Here is a 16182-nt window from a genome sequence, read left to right on the forward strand (position 1 = left end):
AGATTGGATATACTGAGATATTGAGGGTTTGAATAAAAAAATAATGTTATAAATTTTTAAAAGAATTTTTTACTAAAAGTATACTTAGCAAACTAGCAATCACTATAAAAATAATATAAATATAAAAATACTTCTCATACATAAAATTAACAACAAAGGGTGTTAAAAAACCTAAAATCGCATAAGAGATATTATAAGCAAAAGAAAGACCACTTGATCTTAACTCTGTAGTAAAAATTTGAGTCATAAAAATAGGAGCAAAAGCTATAATGCCTTGCGCAAAACAAGCAAGCAAATAAAATGATAAAAACCACTCATTATAAAAGCTAAAACTTATACCAAAAACTCCAAAAACCAAAGTAAAAATCAAACAAATTCTAAAATGTCCTAAAAAATCAGCCAAATACCCTTGTGCTAAACTTCCTAGTATGATCATCACTATGGCCGAATTTTGATATAACAAAGCAGTAGTTTTGCTTACTCCTAATAGGCTTTCAAAATATTGCGGCAGTATCATTAAAGTAGCTACCCCACTTGTTAAAACCACGGTAAGTAAAGCACATATTAACATACTTTTTTTATGTGTTTTTAAAGCTTGTAAAAGTGGAAAATTTAAAATTTTTTCTTTCTCTTTTATGTTTTTAAAAGCTGGTGTTTCGTTAAGTTTTGTGCGCAAAAATAAAGCTAAAATTCCAAAAAATCCCCCTATAAAAAAAGGAATTCTCCAAGCAAAGCTTTCTACTTCTTCTTTATCAAAATACGCATATATACTTAAAGTCGCTAAATTTCCAAGTAATAAACCTAAAGTTAAAGTCGCTGAAATAAAACCAAGTGCCAAGCCAAGTCTTTTTTTACTCACAAATTCACTCACAAAAATCCAAGCACCACTCACTTCAGCTCCTATGGCTAGTCCTTGAGCTATCCGTATGATAAAAAGCATAAAAGTAGCTAAAAGTCCTATGCTTTCATAAGTAGGTAAAAAGGCCAAAACAAAACTTGGTACAACCATCAAAAGCATGCTAATATAAAAAACATTCTTACGCCCTTTAATATCTGCAAAATGCGCTAAAACAACAGCACCAAAAGGTCTAGCTAAATATCCTGCTCCAAAGGCTACATAGGTATAGATTAATGGCCAAAAATCATCATTTTGAGGAAAGAAAATTTTTGCAAAAACACTTGCAAAGAAGATAAATAAAACAAAATCATAAAATTCTAAAATACCACCTAAAGAAGCATAGATGGTATTTTTAAAGGCTTTTTGCATTATTAAATTTTGCCACCTTCGATTACTACATCATCAGCTTTTATATCATCACTAAAAAATGGCTTTAAGGTTTCATCATAAGCTTTGTGAAAAAACTGCTCATTTTGTAATTTTACAATCAAATCATTGATAAATTTCAACATAGCTTCATCGCCTTTTTTTACAGCAGGAGCTATGACATCATGATTTCCAAGTTCTTTAATCACCACTTCAAAATTTGGATTTTCTTTAGCCCAAGCAAAAAGTAATGCATTGTCATGACTTAGCGCATCGCCTCTTTTTCCGATTAAAGCTGCAAAGGTTTCTGTGTTTTGATCAAATTTAATACTTTTAATTTCTGGCATATTTTTTGTAAAATACGCATCAGCTGTTGTGCCTTTATTTAAAATCAAAGTTTTGTTTTTTAAATCATCTATAGTTTTAATATCCGATCCCTTAGGAGCCACTACCCCAAGAGCAACTTTCATATAAGGCAATGCAAAATCTACCACAGCTTCTCTTTCTGGGGTTTTAGTAAAATTAGCTAAGATTAAATCTACTTTATTTGACTCTAAAAACTCCACCCTATTTGCTGCTTCAACTAAAACAAATTGTACTTTAGACTCATCCCCTAAAAGCTCTTTTGCTATACGTTTAGCAAAATACACATCATAGCCTTGATTTTTCCCTTGAGCATCTAGGTAGCCAAATGGAGGTTTATCACCAAATACACCTATGCGGATAACACCTTGTTGTTTGATTTTCTCTATAGAGTTTTCATTAGAATTTGAATTTGAGCAGGCGCTAAAAAAAAGTGCCATTAAAAACGATAAAAGAAAAATCTTTTTCATATTTTTTCCTTATGATTGAAATTTAAATTTTTAAACCTTATATTAATTTTTTAAACAAATCTTATCTAAAATAAAATTAACGATGAAAATCAAACAAATTGAGAAATTTCTTCGCACGATCAGTTTTTGGATTTTCAAAAAATTCATCAGGCTTTGAAATTTCTACTATTTTTCCATCATCCATAAAAACTATTTTATCAGCAACTGCTCTTGCAAAGCCCATTTCATGTGTAACTATAAGCATAGTCATACCATCTTTTGCTAAATTTAAAATCACATCTAAAACCTCACGCACGATTTCAGGATCAAGCGCTGCTGTAACTTCATCAAAAAGCATAATTTCAGGATTCATACAAAGGCTTCTAACTATAGCTATGCGTTGTTTTTGTCCACCACTTAATTCTTTAGGATAGGCTTTTAATTTATGCAAAAGCCCTACTCTATCAAGCCAGTATTTTGCTTCTTCTAAAACCTCTTCTTTTTTTCTTTTTTGCACCTTTAAAGGCCCTAAGAGTATATTTTGCTCCACATTTAAATGATCAAAAAGCTCATAGGATTGAAACACCATGCCTATTTTTTGGCGAATTTGAGTCCATTTTTTATAATTTTTATCAATTTTTTCATCATCTACAAAAATAGCTCCACCAGCCATTTCTTCTAAACCATTAATACATCTTAAAAGTGTAGATTTCCCACAACCACTTGGACCTAGTATAACCACTACTTCTTTTTGATTTACTTCTAAATTTATATCTTTTAAAACATGATGATCATCATAGTATTTTTGTAAATTTTGTATTTTTAAAATACTCATATTAGCTCCATTTTTTCTCTAAAAACTTTGAATATACCGACAAAGGATAGCAAAGTATAAAATAAATCAATAAAATCAAACCATAAATCACAAAAGCCGCGTAAGAATTTTGAAATAAATTTAGCTCAATCACTTGTTGGCCTACTTTAATAAGCTCTATACCACCGATTAGATAAATCACTGAAGTACTTTTGATAATTCTTGTAAAAAGATTAATACTCATCGGCAATAATCTTCTTAAAGATAAAGGTATAATGATAAAAAGATAAACTTCAAATTTATTAAAACCTAGTGAAAGTCCTGATTCGTACTGGTGTTTTGGTATGCTTGCTAAAGACGATCTAACCAAATCCATCATCTCAAACACGCCCCAAATACTAAAAACAATAATACTTGAACCCAAAGCACTCAAATGCCATCCAAACCATTTCGCCAAGCCAAAATGCACTATAAAAAGCCAAACAATCAAAGGCATAATACGCACAAACTCAAGCATAAAACGACAAAAAGCATAAAGGATTTTATTTTTAGAATGCATTAAAATTCCAAAAAATACTCCTCCAATAAGTGAAATCAAAACACTAATCAATGAAAGCTCTAAAGTAACCTTTAAACCTTGTGCTAGTCTAAAAAAGGTATCTTGATTTAAAATTTCAAACATAATTTAACCTTTTTTCTATACGGTTTAACACTAAAGATAAAGGTAAAATCAAAATCAAATAACAAAGCACCAAAGCAAATAATGCTTCATTACTTTTATAATAAAGTCCTATAAGATCTTTAGCCACATATACTAAATCCGCTAAAGCAATAATGCTTACTACAGAAGTTTCTTTGAGTAAAAAAATGATATTTGCACTAATACTTGGCATAGCTATACCCAAAGCTTGAGGCATGATCACATAGCGAAAATTTTGCCATTTACTCAAACCCAAAGAAAGTCCTGATTCATATTGTTGTTTTTTCACCGCTTCCATACCTGCTCTTAAGCTCTCAGCCATATAAGAACCACCTAAAAAACTAAGTCCTATTACAGCACAAGCAAAAGAACTAAGGTGTATTCCAAACTCAGGCAAAGCATAATATAAAAAGAAAAGTTGGATTAATAAAGGTGTATTTCTTGAAAATTCTATGTAAATTTTACAGATTGTATTTAAAAAAGAAAATTTAAAATAACTTACTCCCACACAAAATAAACCTACTAAAAATGAAAAAAATACTCCATAAATAGCAAGTTTTAAAGTAAGCCAAGAAGCTTGTATAAACATAGGGCTAAACTTGATTAAAAAATCAAAATCCATAAAACCTTCCATACTTTAAATACAATATTGTAACAAATAAGACTTAAAAAGACTTAATTAAATTTTGCATTTTTTCTTTATTTAAAATTGCTATTTTACCTTTATTTGTGCAAATAAGCTCATTTTGTTTTAATTCTTTTAAAAAACGCGACAAAGATTCTGGAGGTAAATTTAAAATCACAGCAATTTCTTTTTGCTTTAAATTTTGTAATTTTTCTTCATTTTCTAGTAAAAAGCTGACTAGTCTTGACTTTAAATCCAAAGATTTTTGTCTAATGAAATTTTCTAAAATTCGAATTTTACCGATTAAAGAAGTCAAAAGTAAAAAGCTAAATTCTCCATTTTCTAAGCATAATTTTTTAAATTCATCAAAATCAAAAACACAAATTTCACAATCTTGCTCACAAATAGCATTAGCTGGGTAATTAATACCCTCAAACACAGGCATTTCAGCTATAAAATTTACCGGAGTTAAAGTATGCAGTGTTAGTTCAAAACCTTTTGCATTCACCTTATATATACGTACTTTTCCACTTAGTAAAATGTAAATTTTATTTGCTTTTTCACCTTGAAAAAATAAAATATTCCCTTTGTTAAAATGTTTTTTCTTGCCTTTAGAAATTAAAATTTCAAAGTGTTTATCCATTTTCTTTTTCCATATTTTTAATACTTTCTTTTGCTTTTAAAACTAGCTCTTCATCATCTACAAAATCAAAGAATTTAAAATGATTGCCATGTTGCACTCTACCATCTAGCAAATCCCCGCTTAACCTATTTTTTAAATCAAGTTCAGCTATTTTAAATCCATCTAAAGTTTTAGCAAATTCAAGCAAACGGCTTGGAATTTCTTTTTGCTTAGTATATAAATAACAAAAGCTCTCAAGTCCTACTCTGCCTACCCTACCTCGAAGCTGATGTAAGGTAGCAAGCCCAAGTCTTTCAGCCCCAACAATAACAATCACACTAAGTCTTGGCAAAGAAATCCCCACTTCAACCACAGTCGTAGAAAGCAAAATCGTGCCTTTTTCTCTAAATTCTTGTAAAATTTGATCTTTATTTTTATCTTTTCCATGGGTTACATAAACATTTTTGTATTTGTTTATCCAGTATCCTTGTGCTTGTTCTAATGATAAATAATCTATATTTTCACTTTCATTTACTAAAGGATAAATGATGATTGCTTGATGATTTTTAGCTAGCTCATCATCGATTTTTTTAAGCAAATATTTAAAATCTTTATCTTGTATGCAAAAAGTTTTAATATCTTTTTTAAAAGGCATTTGTTTAATAAAACTAAAATTTACAAGCTCACTTTGTATCATAGAAAGTGTTCTTGGTATAGGTGTAGCAGAAAATTGCACGATATGTGGAGTATATTGAGAGTTTTTGCTAAGCTCGCTTATTTTTTGTCTTTGATTAGAACCAAAGCGGTGTTGCTCATCTATCATCACTAAAACTGCTTCGAATTCTTCTTGATGAATGAGCGCATGTGTGCCTATGATAAAATGAGCTTGTTCTTTTAATTTTGCTAAATCTTTATCTTTTTTACCACCTTTTAAAAGCAATACATTAACAAAATCAGGCAAAAGTCTTTTTGCTTCATGATAAATTTGCTCTGCTAATATACTAGTTGGAGCCATTAAAATAGCCTTTTTAGGATATACTAGCAAACTTGCAGCAAGTATGACCAAAGTCTTACCACAACCCACATCACCCATTACCACACGCCTTTTAGCAACTTTATTTTGCAAGTCTTTTTTAATATCTTCTATCGCTAAAAGCTGATCATTTGTAGGGTTAAATTCTAAACCCTTAAGCCAAGAGCTTATATCAAAAAGTTCTATTTCATAAGCATTTTGTGATATTTTTTTACCCTTTAAACGCCTTAAATGATTAAAAATTTCTATATATTTTAAGTCTTTAACTATGGTGTTAAAATTTTCATAAAGAGTTAAATCATCATAATTGTGCAAATTTAAAAGCAAATTAATGTATTTTTGTTCTAAATTTAGCGCTTTTAAATTAGCTTCGTTGACGTATTTTACGATAAGTTTTTTTATACTTTCATCTTTAATAGAGCTAATTTGATATTTAGGGACTATTTGACCTATATTTTTTACTATTTTTGGGTTTATAAACTGCCAAATTCCATTAAAAAAATTCATCTTTGCATGGATACAAACCAAAGCACTATGCTTAAAAATTTTAAAATGCCATTTATTGGGATGAAAGATTACTATATTTGCTTTTATACCCCATTCTAAACATTCACAAAGTATAAAAAGCTGGGAGTGATGATTTTGCGTGCTGATAATTTTTACATTTTGGGTGCAAAATGTATTTTTTGGAAACTTTGAAATTCTAAAATCATCAAATTTTTTAGGTAAAATCAAAGCCAAATCGATACAATTTTTAACCCCTAAAGTATGAAGTAGTTTTAAATCCTTTTCTTCAACTTTCATTTTCTATACTTGCAAAACTCACTTTTGTAATTTCACTATGTGTTTTGATAAAGTCATTTAACTCATCTAAGGTAGTGTTTTTAATCTTTTGCATTTCTTCTTTCAAATTTCCAAGTTTTAAACCATGTAAATATTCATTTAGCATTATATCTAGTCTTTTAGCCAAGCTTTCATATCTTAAAGGCATAGAACCTACTAAAAATTGCTTAGCTAGTTGAAATTCTTTTTCATTGACTCCATTTTGGACAAAATTTTCAAAAACTTCCTTAACTAAAGTTTTAGCCTCATTAGAACTTTCATTTTTAGTTTGCAAATACCCAAAAACTCTACTATAATTTAAATTTACATCAAGCATAGCATATGCTGAATACGCCAAGCCTCTTTTTACACGCACTTCCTCCATCAAACGCGAACCAAAACCACCTTGACCCAAGATAAATAAAGCAAGTTTAGCTAAATACATTTTCTCATCATTAATTTGTATATTAAATGGAGAACAAAAGTATATATAAGCTTGTTCGGTACTTTTTTGATCACTTGCTTCTATACTCTCATCAATGAGTTTGTAATTTTTGTTTTGATTTGGAGTGTTTCTTTTTAAAATTTGGCAAATTTTTTCTGTTTTGACCTTCACTTCATCTTCTTTAATATCTCCACCAAAAACAAATAAAGCATTATCAAGCACTAAATTTTCACTCATAAAATCTTGCAATTCTTTTAAGCTAATCTTTTCTATGCTTTCTTTAGTTCCATCAAGACCACTAGCAAAAATTTCATCTTTGAAAACATTTTTATTTAAAAGTCTTTTTGCTTGATAATCATAATCAGTATTTAAACTTGCAAGCTCACCTAAAGCTAAAGTTTTTAATCTTTGTAAGATTTTTTCATCAAAACGCATATTTAAAAACAATTCTTGTAATTTTTCTAAAGCAAAATCAAAATGTTCTTTCAAGCATTTAATACTAATTTGAAAATGCTCAAAACTAGCCTTAGCATAAAGCTCTATAGCACGGTATTCTAAGCTTTTAAAAAACTCATCATTACTTCCTTCATTTAAAAGCCTAGCAAACATACTTGCACAACCTCTATTGTGTTTTTCTGCTATTTTTCCACTATTTTTAAAAATGAGTTTAAAAAATACTACAGGAAGCTCATTTTCATACTCATATATTATGTCTATTTTAGTATTATTAAAGTCTAAATTTAGCATTAAAACCTTTCTAAAATATTATAAGCTGTATCGCGTTTAGCAGGTAATTCTCCTATATCTTTGATAAGTTCTATCATTTGTTCTTGATTCATTCTATATTTTGCACCAGCTGCAGCTACAACATTTTCTTCCATCATAGTTGAACCTAAATCATTTGCACCAAATTTTAAAGCAAGTTGGCCTATCAAAGAGCCTTGCGTTACCCATGAACTTTGCAAATTTTTAAAATTATCCAAATATAATCTTGCCAAAGCTAGCAATCTTAAATACCTATTAGAGCTTTGCTTGATGATTTCAGGATGTTTTTTAATCAAAGGAGTATTTTCGCTTTGAAATGACCATAAAATAAAAGCTCTAAAACCATTTGTTTTATCTTGTAAATTTCTTAAATGATCAAAATGTTCAATGATTTCCTCATCATTTTCAACCGTACCAAACATCATTGTAGCAGTACTTTTCATACCTATATTATGCGCACTCTCATGCACTCTAAGCCAGGTGGCTGTGTCACATTTGTGTGGTGCGATGATATCTCTTACCCTATCGCTTAATACTTCAGCACCCGCTCCAGGTATAGAAAAAAGTCCTTTAGCTTGTAATCTTTTTAAAACCTCTTCTATAGAAATTTTAGAAACTCTTGCTATATAAGCTATCTCTACTGCTGAAAAACCATGCACAGTGATGGTTGGATAATTAGTTTTTATATAAGAAAGCAAGTCTTCATACCATTCTATTTTAAGTTTTGGATGCACCCCGCCTTGAAATAAAATTTGCGTTCCACCTATGGCTTGTAATTCTTCTATTTTTTGCCCTATTTCTTCATATTTTAAAATATAAGAATCATCATCTTTTTCTTTTCTACAAAAAGCACAAAAATCACAATCAATACAGCAAATATTTGTATAATTTATATTTCTATCCACCACAAAAGTAGTTATTTTTTCAGGGTGAAGCTCTAATTTTTTCTCATATGCCATTGCGCCTAATTCGTATAAAGGTGCATTTTGGAGTAAATTTAATGCTTCTTTTTTACTTAATCTATTCATTATTAACCTTTTTTATAAAAAAGAATTATTATAGCATTTAAATGTAAAATAATCTTAAAAACGATATAATCAAGCCCTTTAATTTCATATATTCATAGGATACTCATGACTTATAGGTCTTTACTTAAAAATAATAAAACTTTTCGCCTTTTAGCAATGGTACAATTTATAAGTTATTTTGGTGCATGGTTTTCCCAAGTAGGTGTTTTTACCCTCTTAACCAAAGAGCTACAAGCACCTGCAAATATCATAGGCTTTTCAGCTATTTTTGTTTTTTTACCTTCTATTATACTTGCACCTATAAACGGAGTTATAGTAGATAGATTTAAACCTAAGAATTTATTACTAACAATGATTAGCATTGAGATGATTTCTATTTTTATGCTAATTTTTGTAAATTCTTTAGCTATGCTTTGGTTTTTATACTTTTTAACCTTTGTGCGTATGGCGGTTGCAAGCATGTATTTTCAAACAGAAATGTCAGTTTTACCTAAAATTTTAACCCCGCAAGAATTAAAACTAGGCAATGAGCTTCATAGTATTATATGGGCTGTATCATATGCTTTGGGTATGGGCGCAGCAGGACTTTTTATAGATCTTTTTGGAGTAAAACCAGCTTTCATAGCTGATACTTTAATGCTGTTTTGCGCTATGCTTATACTTAAAACTTTAATCTTACCTGATGAAAAAAATACCACACAAAACAATCTTTTTATATTAATCAAAGAAGGTTTAGTTTATGTATTTAACAATAAAAAAATCATTCATTTGATTTTACTTCATGGAGTTGTAGGGATAACCGCTTATGATGTTTTAATTACTCTTTTAGCTGAATATGAATACGCAAAAGTTATTTCCATACCTCTAGCCATAGGGCTTTCTAATGCTATAAGAGCCATATCTTTACTCATAGGACCTTATGTGCTTAGTCCTTATATTAATAAAAACACTTTAGTATATTTATACTTAGCGCAAGGTATAGGTATAATGCTTTGGGCTTGCTTGCAATTTAACTTTTATCTTGCCTTTATAGGCTTAGTAATGGCAGGTTTTTGTACTTCATCTTTATGGAGCTATACTTACACACTTTTGCAAAATGATTGTGATAAAAAATATTATGGTAGAGTGATTGCCTATAATGATATGGTGTATTTAACTTTTAGTGCAATTATTGCTTTTTCAACAGGATATTTATTTGAATTTTATGGAGTAAAATTAAGCCATTTTACTTTTGGCTTAGGAGTATGTTTTATCTTTGCGGCGATTTATTGGTGGTGGTTTAATAAAAAATATAATTAATCCACCTTAGAATAATAAACCCCACCCGCTGAAAAGTTTTTTTCAAAATACGCTGTTTCAGGTACAAGATCTGATTTTCCTGGGTATATTCTACCTTCTCTATTTAATATCCTATGGAAACGCTCCATTAGTCTTATTTTGAAATCTTGATCAAAATATATCATCATATTTCTTGAAAAAATCACATCAAATTTCCCAAGTTTAAATAAAGAATCATCAAAAACATTACAAAGCTCGAAACGACATCTGCAAGCTAAGGTTTCTTTTTTAAGCTGATACATTCTATCTTTTACATCAAAATAACGCGTTTTTTGCATAGTGTTTAATCTAGCTACTGAGCGCTCTGAATATAACATTTCATTGCATTTATCTATCATTTTTTTATTAATATCTATACCAACTATATTCATACCTTTAACAAAATTCTCACTTGCTAAAATAGCTAAAGAATACACTTCTTCACCACTTGAACATGGGGCACAAAGCACATTTACAGGTCGATCAAGAGATTTTATATAAAAAATTACATCTTTTAATTGCTCTAATTCTCTAAAAAAATATGTCTCACAAACTGTGATAAAATCCATAGTTTCTTGCTTTAAATTTCTTTGAAACTGCACTTTTTCATTTAATTCACTAAGACTGCTTAAACCTAATTCTTGTAAAAATTTAGGTAGCTTTATAGATAAAATATCTTTTTTAGTATTAAGATTGTTTCCACTTATTTGCTCTACTATTTTTATAAAATCATTCATTTCATTTTCTGTAATTTTTATCATCTTTCCATCCTATGATTTGATAAAATTTATTATTTCTTTTTTGAGTTCTATTAAACTCATAGGTTTTAAATTTGGATTAGTATCTCTAGCTTTTTTTGGCATTCCATATACTATAGAATCTGCCTCATTTTCACATAAACACCTCACACCAACCTTATAAAGCTCAAATAAAGATTTAGCACCATCATCACCCATTCCTGTCATGATCAAGGCTAAAATTTTATGATATTTGCAAAGATTTACAGCCGAATGAAACAAAACATCTATCCCTGGGTTAAAGCTACTTATTTGTTCTGTAGTGTTTAATACTAAAGTGTTATTTCCACTTAAAACCATATTTCTTTGACAAATATAAATTTTATTTTTTAAAACTTCTTTGTCGTTTGGTACAATCACATCACTTTTTGCTTCTTTGTTAAATTGATTTACAAAAGAAGGAATAAAAGCTGGGTTCATATGTTGAGCAATCACTACCGCACAATCTTTAAGTTCTATATCATTTAGTAAAAACTTTAGTTGACTTGGACCACCCGTTGAAGAACCAATCAAAACAAGCTTCATTTTTTACCTTAAGTTTAGTATTATTATATCAAATAAATATTTGAAAATATTAAAAAATAATTATATACAAGAAAGAAAAATTTTAATTAAATATGATAAAATTAATACTTTAAATTTCAAATGATAAGTGATTATTAAATGTTAAGAGAAAAAATTTACATAGCAAGTGATCATGCTGGCTTTATTTTAAAGCAAGAAATTATCAATTTTTTACAAGAAAAAAATATAATCTTTGAAGACTTAGGTCCTTTTAATAATGATCGTTGTGATTATCCTGATTATGCACATTTATTAAGCTCTAAAATTGATGAAAATAGTTTTGGAATTTTAGTATGTGGATCAGGTATTGGTATGAGTATAGCAGCAAATCGCCATACAAATATACGTTGTGCTTTATGCAATGAACCTTTAAGTGCTAAACTCTCAAGAGAACATAACGATGCAAATGTTTTAGCCTTAGGAGCTAGACTAACCGGAGTAGATATGGCTTTTGAAATCATCTCAAATTTCATTAATACTTCTTTTAGCGGTGGAAGACATTGCGTGCGAATTAGTAAAATAGAGGCAAAATTATGATTTTAAGTTGGCTTGTATTAACTGTATTAATTTGTGTTAGTATTTATATGACTATTATGTTGCTTTATTATAAAACCTTACTTCATAAAGAAAAAGTAGCAAAAGAATTCATAAAAAATAATCTTGATGATACTGAAATAGTCATTAGAAAATTACAAGTACAACTTCAAAGAAGCTTGGGTAATATTGATATTTTAACTGAGGAATTAAACAAAAGCAAAGCAGACCTAACCTCTCTTAGAACAAGAAATTCACAATATCGTATCGAAAATGAAAAATTAAGACAAAGAATCAAAGAATTAGAAGCAAAAATCGAGGCATTACTATGATGAAAGAACAAGATAAAAAATACTTATTAGATAGCATTAGAGCTATTAAGGATTTTCCAAAAGAAGGAATTATCTTTAGAGATATCACTACTTTATTAAATAATAAAGAAGCGTTTGCATTTTTAATGGATCATTTAGTTGAAAAATACCAAAATGCAAAACTTGATTATATCGTTGGTATAGAAAGTAGAGGTTTTATTTTTGGAGCTGCACTAAGTGCTAGATTAAAACTACCTTTTGTGCCTATTAGAAAACCAGGTAAATTACCTTCAAAATGCTTGCAAGAATCTTATAGTTTAGAATATGGTAGTGATACCGTAGAAATTCATATCGATGCATTTAATAATCAAAAAGCAAACGTTTTGCTCATAGATGATCTCATCGCCACAGGTGGTACAGCTATCGCTGCTGTTAAACTCATAGAAAGACTCAATGCAAAATGCATTGAAGCTTGTTTTTTACTAGAATTAAAAGATCTTGATGGGGCTAAAGAATTAGCTAAATTAACTTCTGTTTATAGTGTTTTAGAGGTATAAAATGGAAGAATTTTTAAAACAACTTTTGTATGATTATAAAAACTGGGCTTATATCATCGTGTTTTTATGGTGCATACTTGAGGGAGAACTTGCGCTTATTTTAGCAGGTATTTTTGCACATGAAGGTCATGTAAATTTAGGATTTATCATCTTTGTAGCAGGTTTGGGTGGTTTTGTAGGTGATCAAATATATTTTTATATAGGAAGATATAATAAAAAATACATTCAGAAAAAACTTCGTACCCAAAGGCGTAAATTTGCCATAGCACATTTACTCTTGCAGCGTTTTGGCTGGCCTATTATATTTATGCAAAGATATATGTATGGCTTTAGAACCATTATACCTATGAGCATAGGACTAACACGCTATAGTGCGAAAAAATTTGCATTTATTAATCTCATTAGTGCTTGGGCTTGGGCTGCTATAACCATTTTACTTGCATGGTTTTTTGGAAAACAAATTTGGCTTGCAGTGGAATGGGCTGGAGATCACTGGTATTTTGCAGTGCCTATTATTGCTTGTTTTTTACTTGCTTTATTTTTAGGTATGAAACAAATAGAAAAATCAATACTTAGAAAAAGGGAACATAAATGATTTTTAATTTTAAAGAAGAAACTATAAATTCTATAAATGCTGACTTTGAAATCATTTTAATACAAGATAAAAAGATAGAAAAATACACTCAAAGTCAAGAACTTTTTAAGCTTTCAAACTATAAAGGCGAAGGAATTTGCATAGATATACAAAATAAAATTCTTTATAGCGAACTTAAAAGTTTAGAATATGAAGATATAAGACTTGCTTTTGCAAATGCTTATAAAGCTTTAAAAAAACTTGAAATTCAAAGTGTTAAAACAAAGAGTGTTGTAGGAAAATGCGTAGTAAATAGCTTTAATGCCATGATTCAAGGATTTACTTTTAGTGCTTATGAGTTTGATAAATATAAAAAAGAAAAAACACAGAGTAAGTTAGAGAATATTTTCATTTCAAAAGATGAAATTAATGACAAAACATATAACCTAGAAGAAGCTTGCATAGGTATAAACTATGGTCAGGTTTTTTCAAATGCTTGTGATTTTGCAAAAAATATCGTAAATGAAATTCCTCAAATTTATACTCCTGCAAAAATGGCTGAGGATGCTCTTAGCTTAAGTCAAAATGATTGCAAGATTTCATGTAAAATCTATGAGAGTGATTTCTTAGAGCAAGAAAAAATGCAAGCATTTTTAGCGGTAAATCGTGCATCAATCCATCCTCCAAAACTCATTCATCTTTCATACAAACCACAAAATCCAAAAATGAAAGTAGTGTTTGTAGGCAAAGGACTAACTTATGATAGTGGTGGGCTTAGTTTAAAACCTGCTGATTATATGCTAACGATGAAATCAGATAAAAGCGGTGGTGCAGCGGCAATGGCCATCATCAAAGGCGCAAGTGAATTAAACCTTAATATAGAAGTGCATTCTATCATCGGTGCAACTGAAAACATGATAGGTGGAAATGCTTACAAGCCTGATGATGTACTTATCTCAAGAGAAGGTGTGAGTATAGAGGTTAGAAATACCGACGCAGAAGGAAGATTAGTTTTAGCAGATTGTCTTTCACTTGCTCAAGATCTAAAACCTGATTTATTAATAGATCTTGCCACTCTAACTGGAGCTTGCGTAGTAGGACTTGGAGAATACACAAGTGCTATCATGGGAAATAATGAAGATTTACAAAACGATTTTTTCAAAGTAAGTAAAAAAAGTGGAGATTTAGCTACTATTTTACATTTTAATCCGCACTTAAAAGAGCTTATAAAATCAAATATAGCAGATGTTAGCAATACCTCTTCAAGTCGTTATGGTGGGGCTATTACAGCGGGATTATTTTTAAATTCTTTCATTAGAGAAGAATACAAAGACAAATGGCTACATTTAGACATCGCAGGGCCAGCTTACTTAGAAAAAGCTTGGGGTTATCATAGCTTTGGTGCAAGTGGAGCAGGTGTTAGAATGTGCCTTTCATATTTACTTTATCTTTCAAGGAAATAAAAATGAGTTTATCAGTTGGTATAGTAGGACTTCCAAATGTCGGAAAATCTACCACTTTTAATGCACTAACAAGAGCACAAAATGCAGAAAGTGCAAATTATCCATTTTGCACCATAGAACCAAACAAAGCAGTCGTTCCTGTACCTGATCATCGCTTAAAAGAGCTAGCAAAGATTGTCAATCCACAAAAAATTATACGCTCAAATATAGAATTTGTTGATATAGCAGGTTTAGTAGCTGGCGCTAGCAAAGGCGAGGGTTTGGGTAATAAATTTTTATCTAACATACGTGAAACAGAGATGATTTTACATATTGTACGTTGTTTTGATGATGAAAATATCACCCATGTTGCGGGCAGTGTTGATCCTGTGCGTGATGTGCAAATCATAGAAACAGAACTTATATTAGCAGATATAGAACAACTTAGTAAAAAAATAGAAAAACTCACCAAAGGTGCAAAGGCTAACGAAAAAGGTGCAAAAGAAAGTCTAGCTTTAGCTAATGAGCTTTTAGAACATTTAAATCAAAACAATAGCGCAAGCTCATTTCCAAATAAAAATGAAGTCTATCATGCTCTTATAAAAGAACTAAGATTGCTTTCAGCTAAGGAAGTGATATATGGGGCAAATGTAGATGAGAATTCCCTTTTAGAAGATAATGAATTTGTAAAAAACCTCAAAGAATTTGCAGCAAAATCAGGTCATAAGGTTATCAAACTTTGCTCTAAAATAGAAGAGGAAATGATAGCTTTAAGCGATGAGGAGCATTTTGAGTTTTTAAAATCTTTAGGGATTGAACGTAGTGGGCTTGAAGTAGTTATACGCACAGCATTTTCAAAGCTTAATCTAATTAGCTATTTTACAGCAGGTCAAATAGAAGTTAGATCATGGACTATACAAAGAGGCTGGAAAGCACCAAAAGCAGCAAGTGTAATCCACAACGACTTTGAAAAAGGTTTTATCAAAGCTGAAGTGATTTCTTATGAAGATTATATCGCTTGCAAAGGAGAAAGTGGCGCTAAAGAAGCAGGAAAACTACGCCTTGAAGGAAAAGATTATATCGTACAAGATGGCGATGTAATGCATTTTAGATTTAATGTTTAATAAAATTTGCAAGCTATTTCAAGCTTGCAATC

18 protein-coding genes are annotated in these 16182 nt (G+C 30.0%); 7 read left to right on the plus strand and 11 right to left on the minus strand.

The features are described 5' to 3' along the window. Positions 1-46: 46 nt before the first annotated feature. The 9 genes from L8X24_RS07460 to L8X24_RS07500 all read right to left on the minus strand — a co-directional run bounded on the left by L8X24_RS07460 (position 47) and on the right by L8X24_RS07500 (position 8930). Positions 47-1267, minus strand: coding sequence for an MFS transporter (locus L8X24_RS07460; protein WP_263664275.1), 1221 nt, complete (start codon positions 1265-1267; stop codon positions 47-49). 2 nt (positions 1268-1269) lie between these two features. Then, on the minus strand, positions 1270-2067 hold the full coding sequence (locus tag L8X24_RS07465; protein ID WP_412175334.1) for a cysteine ABC transporter substrate-binding protein: 798 nt from the start codon (positions 2065-2067) through the stop codon (positions 1270-1272). Positions 2068-2173: 106 nt separating this feature from the next. Then, positions 2174-2911: an amino acid ABC transporter ATP-binding protein gene (locus L8X24_RS07470; protein WP_115645435.1), complete on the minus strand. Its 738-nt coding sequence runs from the start codon at positions 2909-2911 to the stop codon at positions 2174-2176. Position 2912: 1 nt separating this feature from the next. Next, positions 2913-3572, minus strand: a complete 660-nt coding sequence (locus tag L8X24_RS07475) for an amino acid ABC transporter permease (RefSeq protein WP_039618154.1) — start codon at positions 3570-3572, stop codon at positions 2913-2915. Then, on the minus strand, positions 3565-4212 hold the full coding sequence (locus tag L8X24_RS07480) for an amino acid ABC transporter permease (RefSeq protein WP_263664277.1): 648 nt from the start codon (positions 4210-4212) through the stop codon (positions 3565-3567). Before L8X24_RS07480 ends, L8X24_RS07475 begins: the two co-directional genes overlap by 8 nt. Positions 4213-4255: 43 nt before the next feature. Next, positions 4256-4858 (minus strand): nitrosative stress-response regulator, Crp/Fnr family, encoded by a 603-nt coding sequence (locus L8X24_RS07485; RefSeq protein ID WP_012661401.1) that lies wholly within the window; start codon positions 4856-4858, stop codon positions 4256-4258. Then, positions 4851-6674 (minus strand): ATP-dependent DNA helicase RecG, encoded by a 1824-nt coding sequence (gene recG / locus L8X24_RS07490; protein WP_263664278.1) that lies wholly within the window; start codon positions 6672-6674, stop codon positions 4851-4853. The genes L8X24_RS07485 and recG overlap by 8 nt, the downstream gene beginning before the upstream one ends. After that, the gene (locus tag L8X24_RS07495) at positions 6664-7884 is read right to left on the minus strand and encodes a M16 family metallopeptidase (protein ID WP_263664279.1); all 1221 of its coding nucleotides are present in this window, start codon (positions 7882-7884) and stop codon (positions 6664-6666) included. Before L8X24_RS07495 ends, recG begins: the two co-directional genes overlap by 11 nt. Next, on the minus strand, positions 7884-8930 hold the full coding sequence (locus tag L8X24_RS07500; RefSeq protein WP_039618147.1) for a dehypoxanthine futalosine cyclase: 1047 nt from the start codon (positions 8928-8930) through the stop codon (positions 7884-7886). Before L8X24_RS07500 ends, L8X24_RS07495 begins: the two co-directional genes overlap by 1 nt. A 105-nt stretch (positions 8931-9035) precedes the next feature. Here L8X24_RS07500 and L8X24_RS07505 point away from each other — a divergent pair, with 105 nt between their 5' ends. Continuing rightward, positions 9036-10229 carry an MFS transporter gene (locus tag L8X24_RS07505; protein ID WP_263664280.1) on the plus strand — a complete coding sequence of 398 codons (1194 nt, stop codon included), beginning with the start codon at positions 9036-9038 and terminating at the stop codon, positions 10227-10229. Here L8X24_RS07505 and L8X24_RS07510 read toward each other — a convergent pair. After that, positions 10226-11008 (minus strand): CheR family methyltransferase, encoded by a 783-nt coding sequence (locus L8X24_RS07510; protein ID WP_263664281.1) that lies wholly within the window; start codon positions 11006-11008, stop codon positions 10226-10228. The two genes, L8X24_RS07505 and L8X24_RS07510, sit on opposite strands and share 4 nt — an antisense overlap. A gap of 9 nt (positions 11009-11017) precedes the next feature. Further along, positions 11018-11569 carry a CheB methylesterase domain-containing protein gene (locus tag L8X24_RS07515; RefSeq protein ID WP_263664282.1) on the minus strand — a complete coding sequence of 184 codons (552 nt, stop codon included), beginning with the start codon at positions 11567-11569 and terminating at the stop codon, positions 11018-11020. Between the two features lie 138 nt (positions 11570-11707). Between L8X24_RS07515 and rpiB the strand changes: the two genes are divergently transcribed. Genes rpiB through ychF form a run of 6 tightly spaced genes read left to right on the plus strand, consistent with a single transcriptional unit; the run spans position 11708 to position 16150 of the window. Next, entirely contained in the window at positions 11708-12145 is a 438-nt protein-coding gene (rpiB, locus tag L8X24_RS07520) for a ribose 5-phosphate isomerase B (protein ID WP_263664283.1), read from the plus strand. Then, positions 12142-12474, plus strand: a complete 333-nt coding sequence (locus L8X24_RS07525; protein WP_039618138.1) for a hypothetical protein — start codon at positions 12142-12144, stop codon at positions 12472-12474. The genes rpiB and L8X24_RS07525 overlap by 4 nt, the downstream gene beginning before the upstream one ends. Then, positions 12474-13010: an adenine phosphoribosyltransferase gene (gene apt / locus L8X24_RS07530; RefSeq protein ID WP_263664287.1), complete on the plus strand. Its 537-nt coding sequence runs from the start codon at positions 12474-12476 to the stop codon at positions 13008-13010. Before L8X24_RS07525 ends, apt begins: the two co-directional genes overlap by 1 nt. Position 13011: 1 nt before the next feature. Further along, on the plus strand, positions 13012-13605 hold the full coding sequence (locus tag L8X24_RS07535; protein ID WP_263664284.1) for a DedA family protein: 594 nt from the start codon (positions 13012-13014) through the stop codon (positions 13603-13605). Further along, positions 13602-15047 carry a leucyl aminopeptidase gene (locus L8X24_RS07540; RefSeq protein ID WP_263664285.1) on the plus strand — a complete coding sequence of 482 codons (1446 nt, stop codon included), beginning with the start codon at positions 13602-13604 and terminating at the stop codon, positions 15045-15047. The genes L8X24_RS07535 and L8X24_RS07540 overlap by 4 nt, the downstream gene beginning before the upstream one ends. A gap of 2 nt (positions 15048-15049) precedes the next feature. Further along, the gene (gene ychF / locus L8X24_RS07545; protein WP_263664286.1) at positions 15050-16150 is read left to right on the plus strand and encodes a redox-regulated ATPase YchF; all 1101 of its coding nucleotides are present in this window, start codon (positions 15050-15052) and stop codon (positions 16148-16150) included. The last annotated feature ends 32 nt before the right edge of the window (positions 16151-16182 follow it).

The organism is Campylobacter sp. CNRCH_2015_0814, from assembly GCF_025772765.1.
Lineage (GTDB): Bacteria > Campylobacterota > Campylobacteria > Campylobacterales > Campylobacteraceae > Campylobacter_D.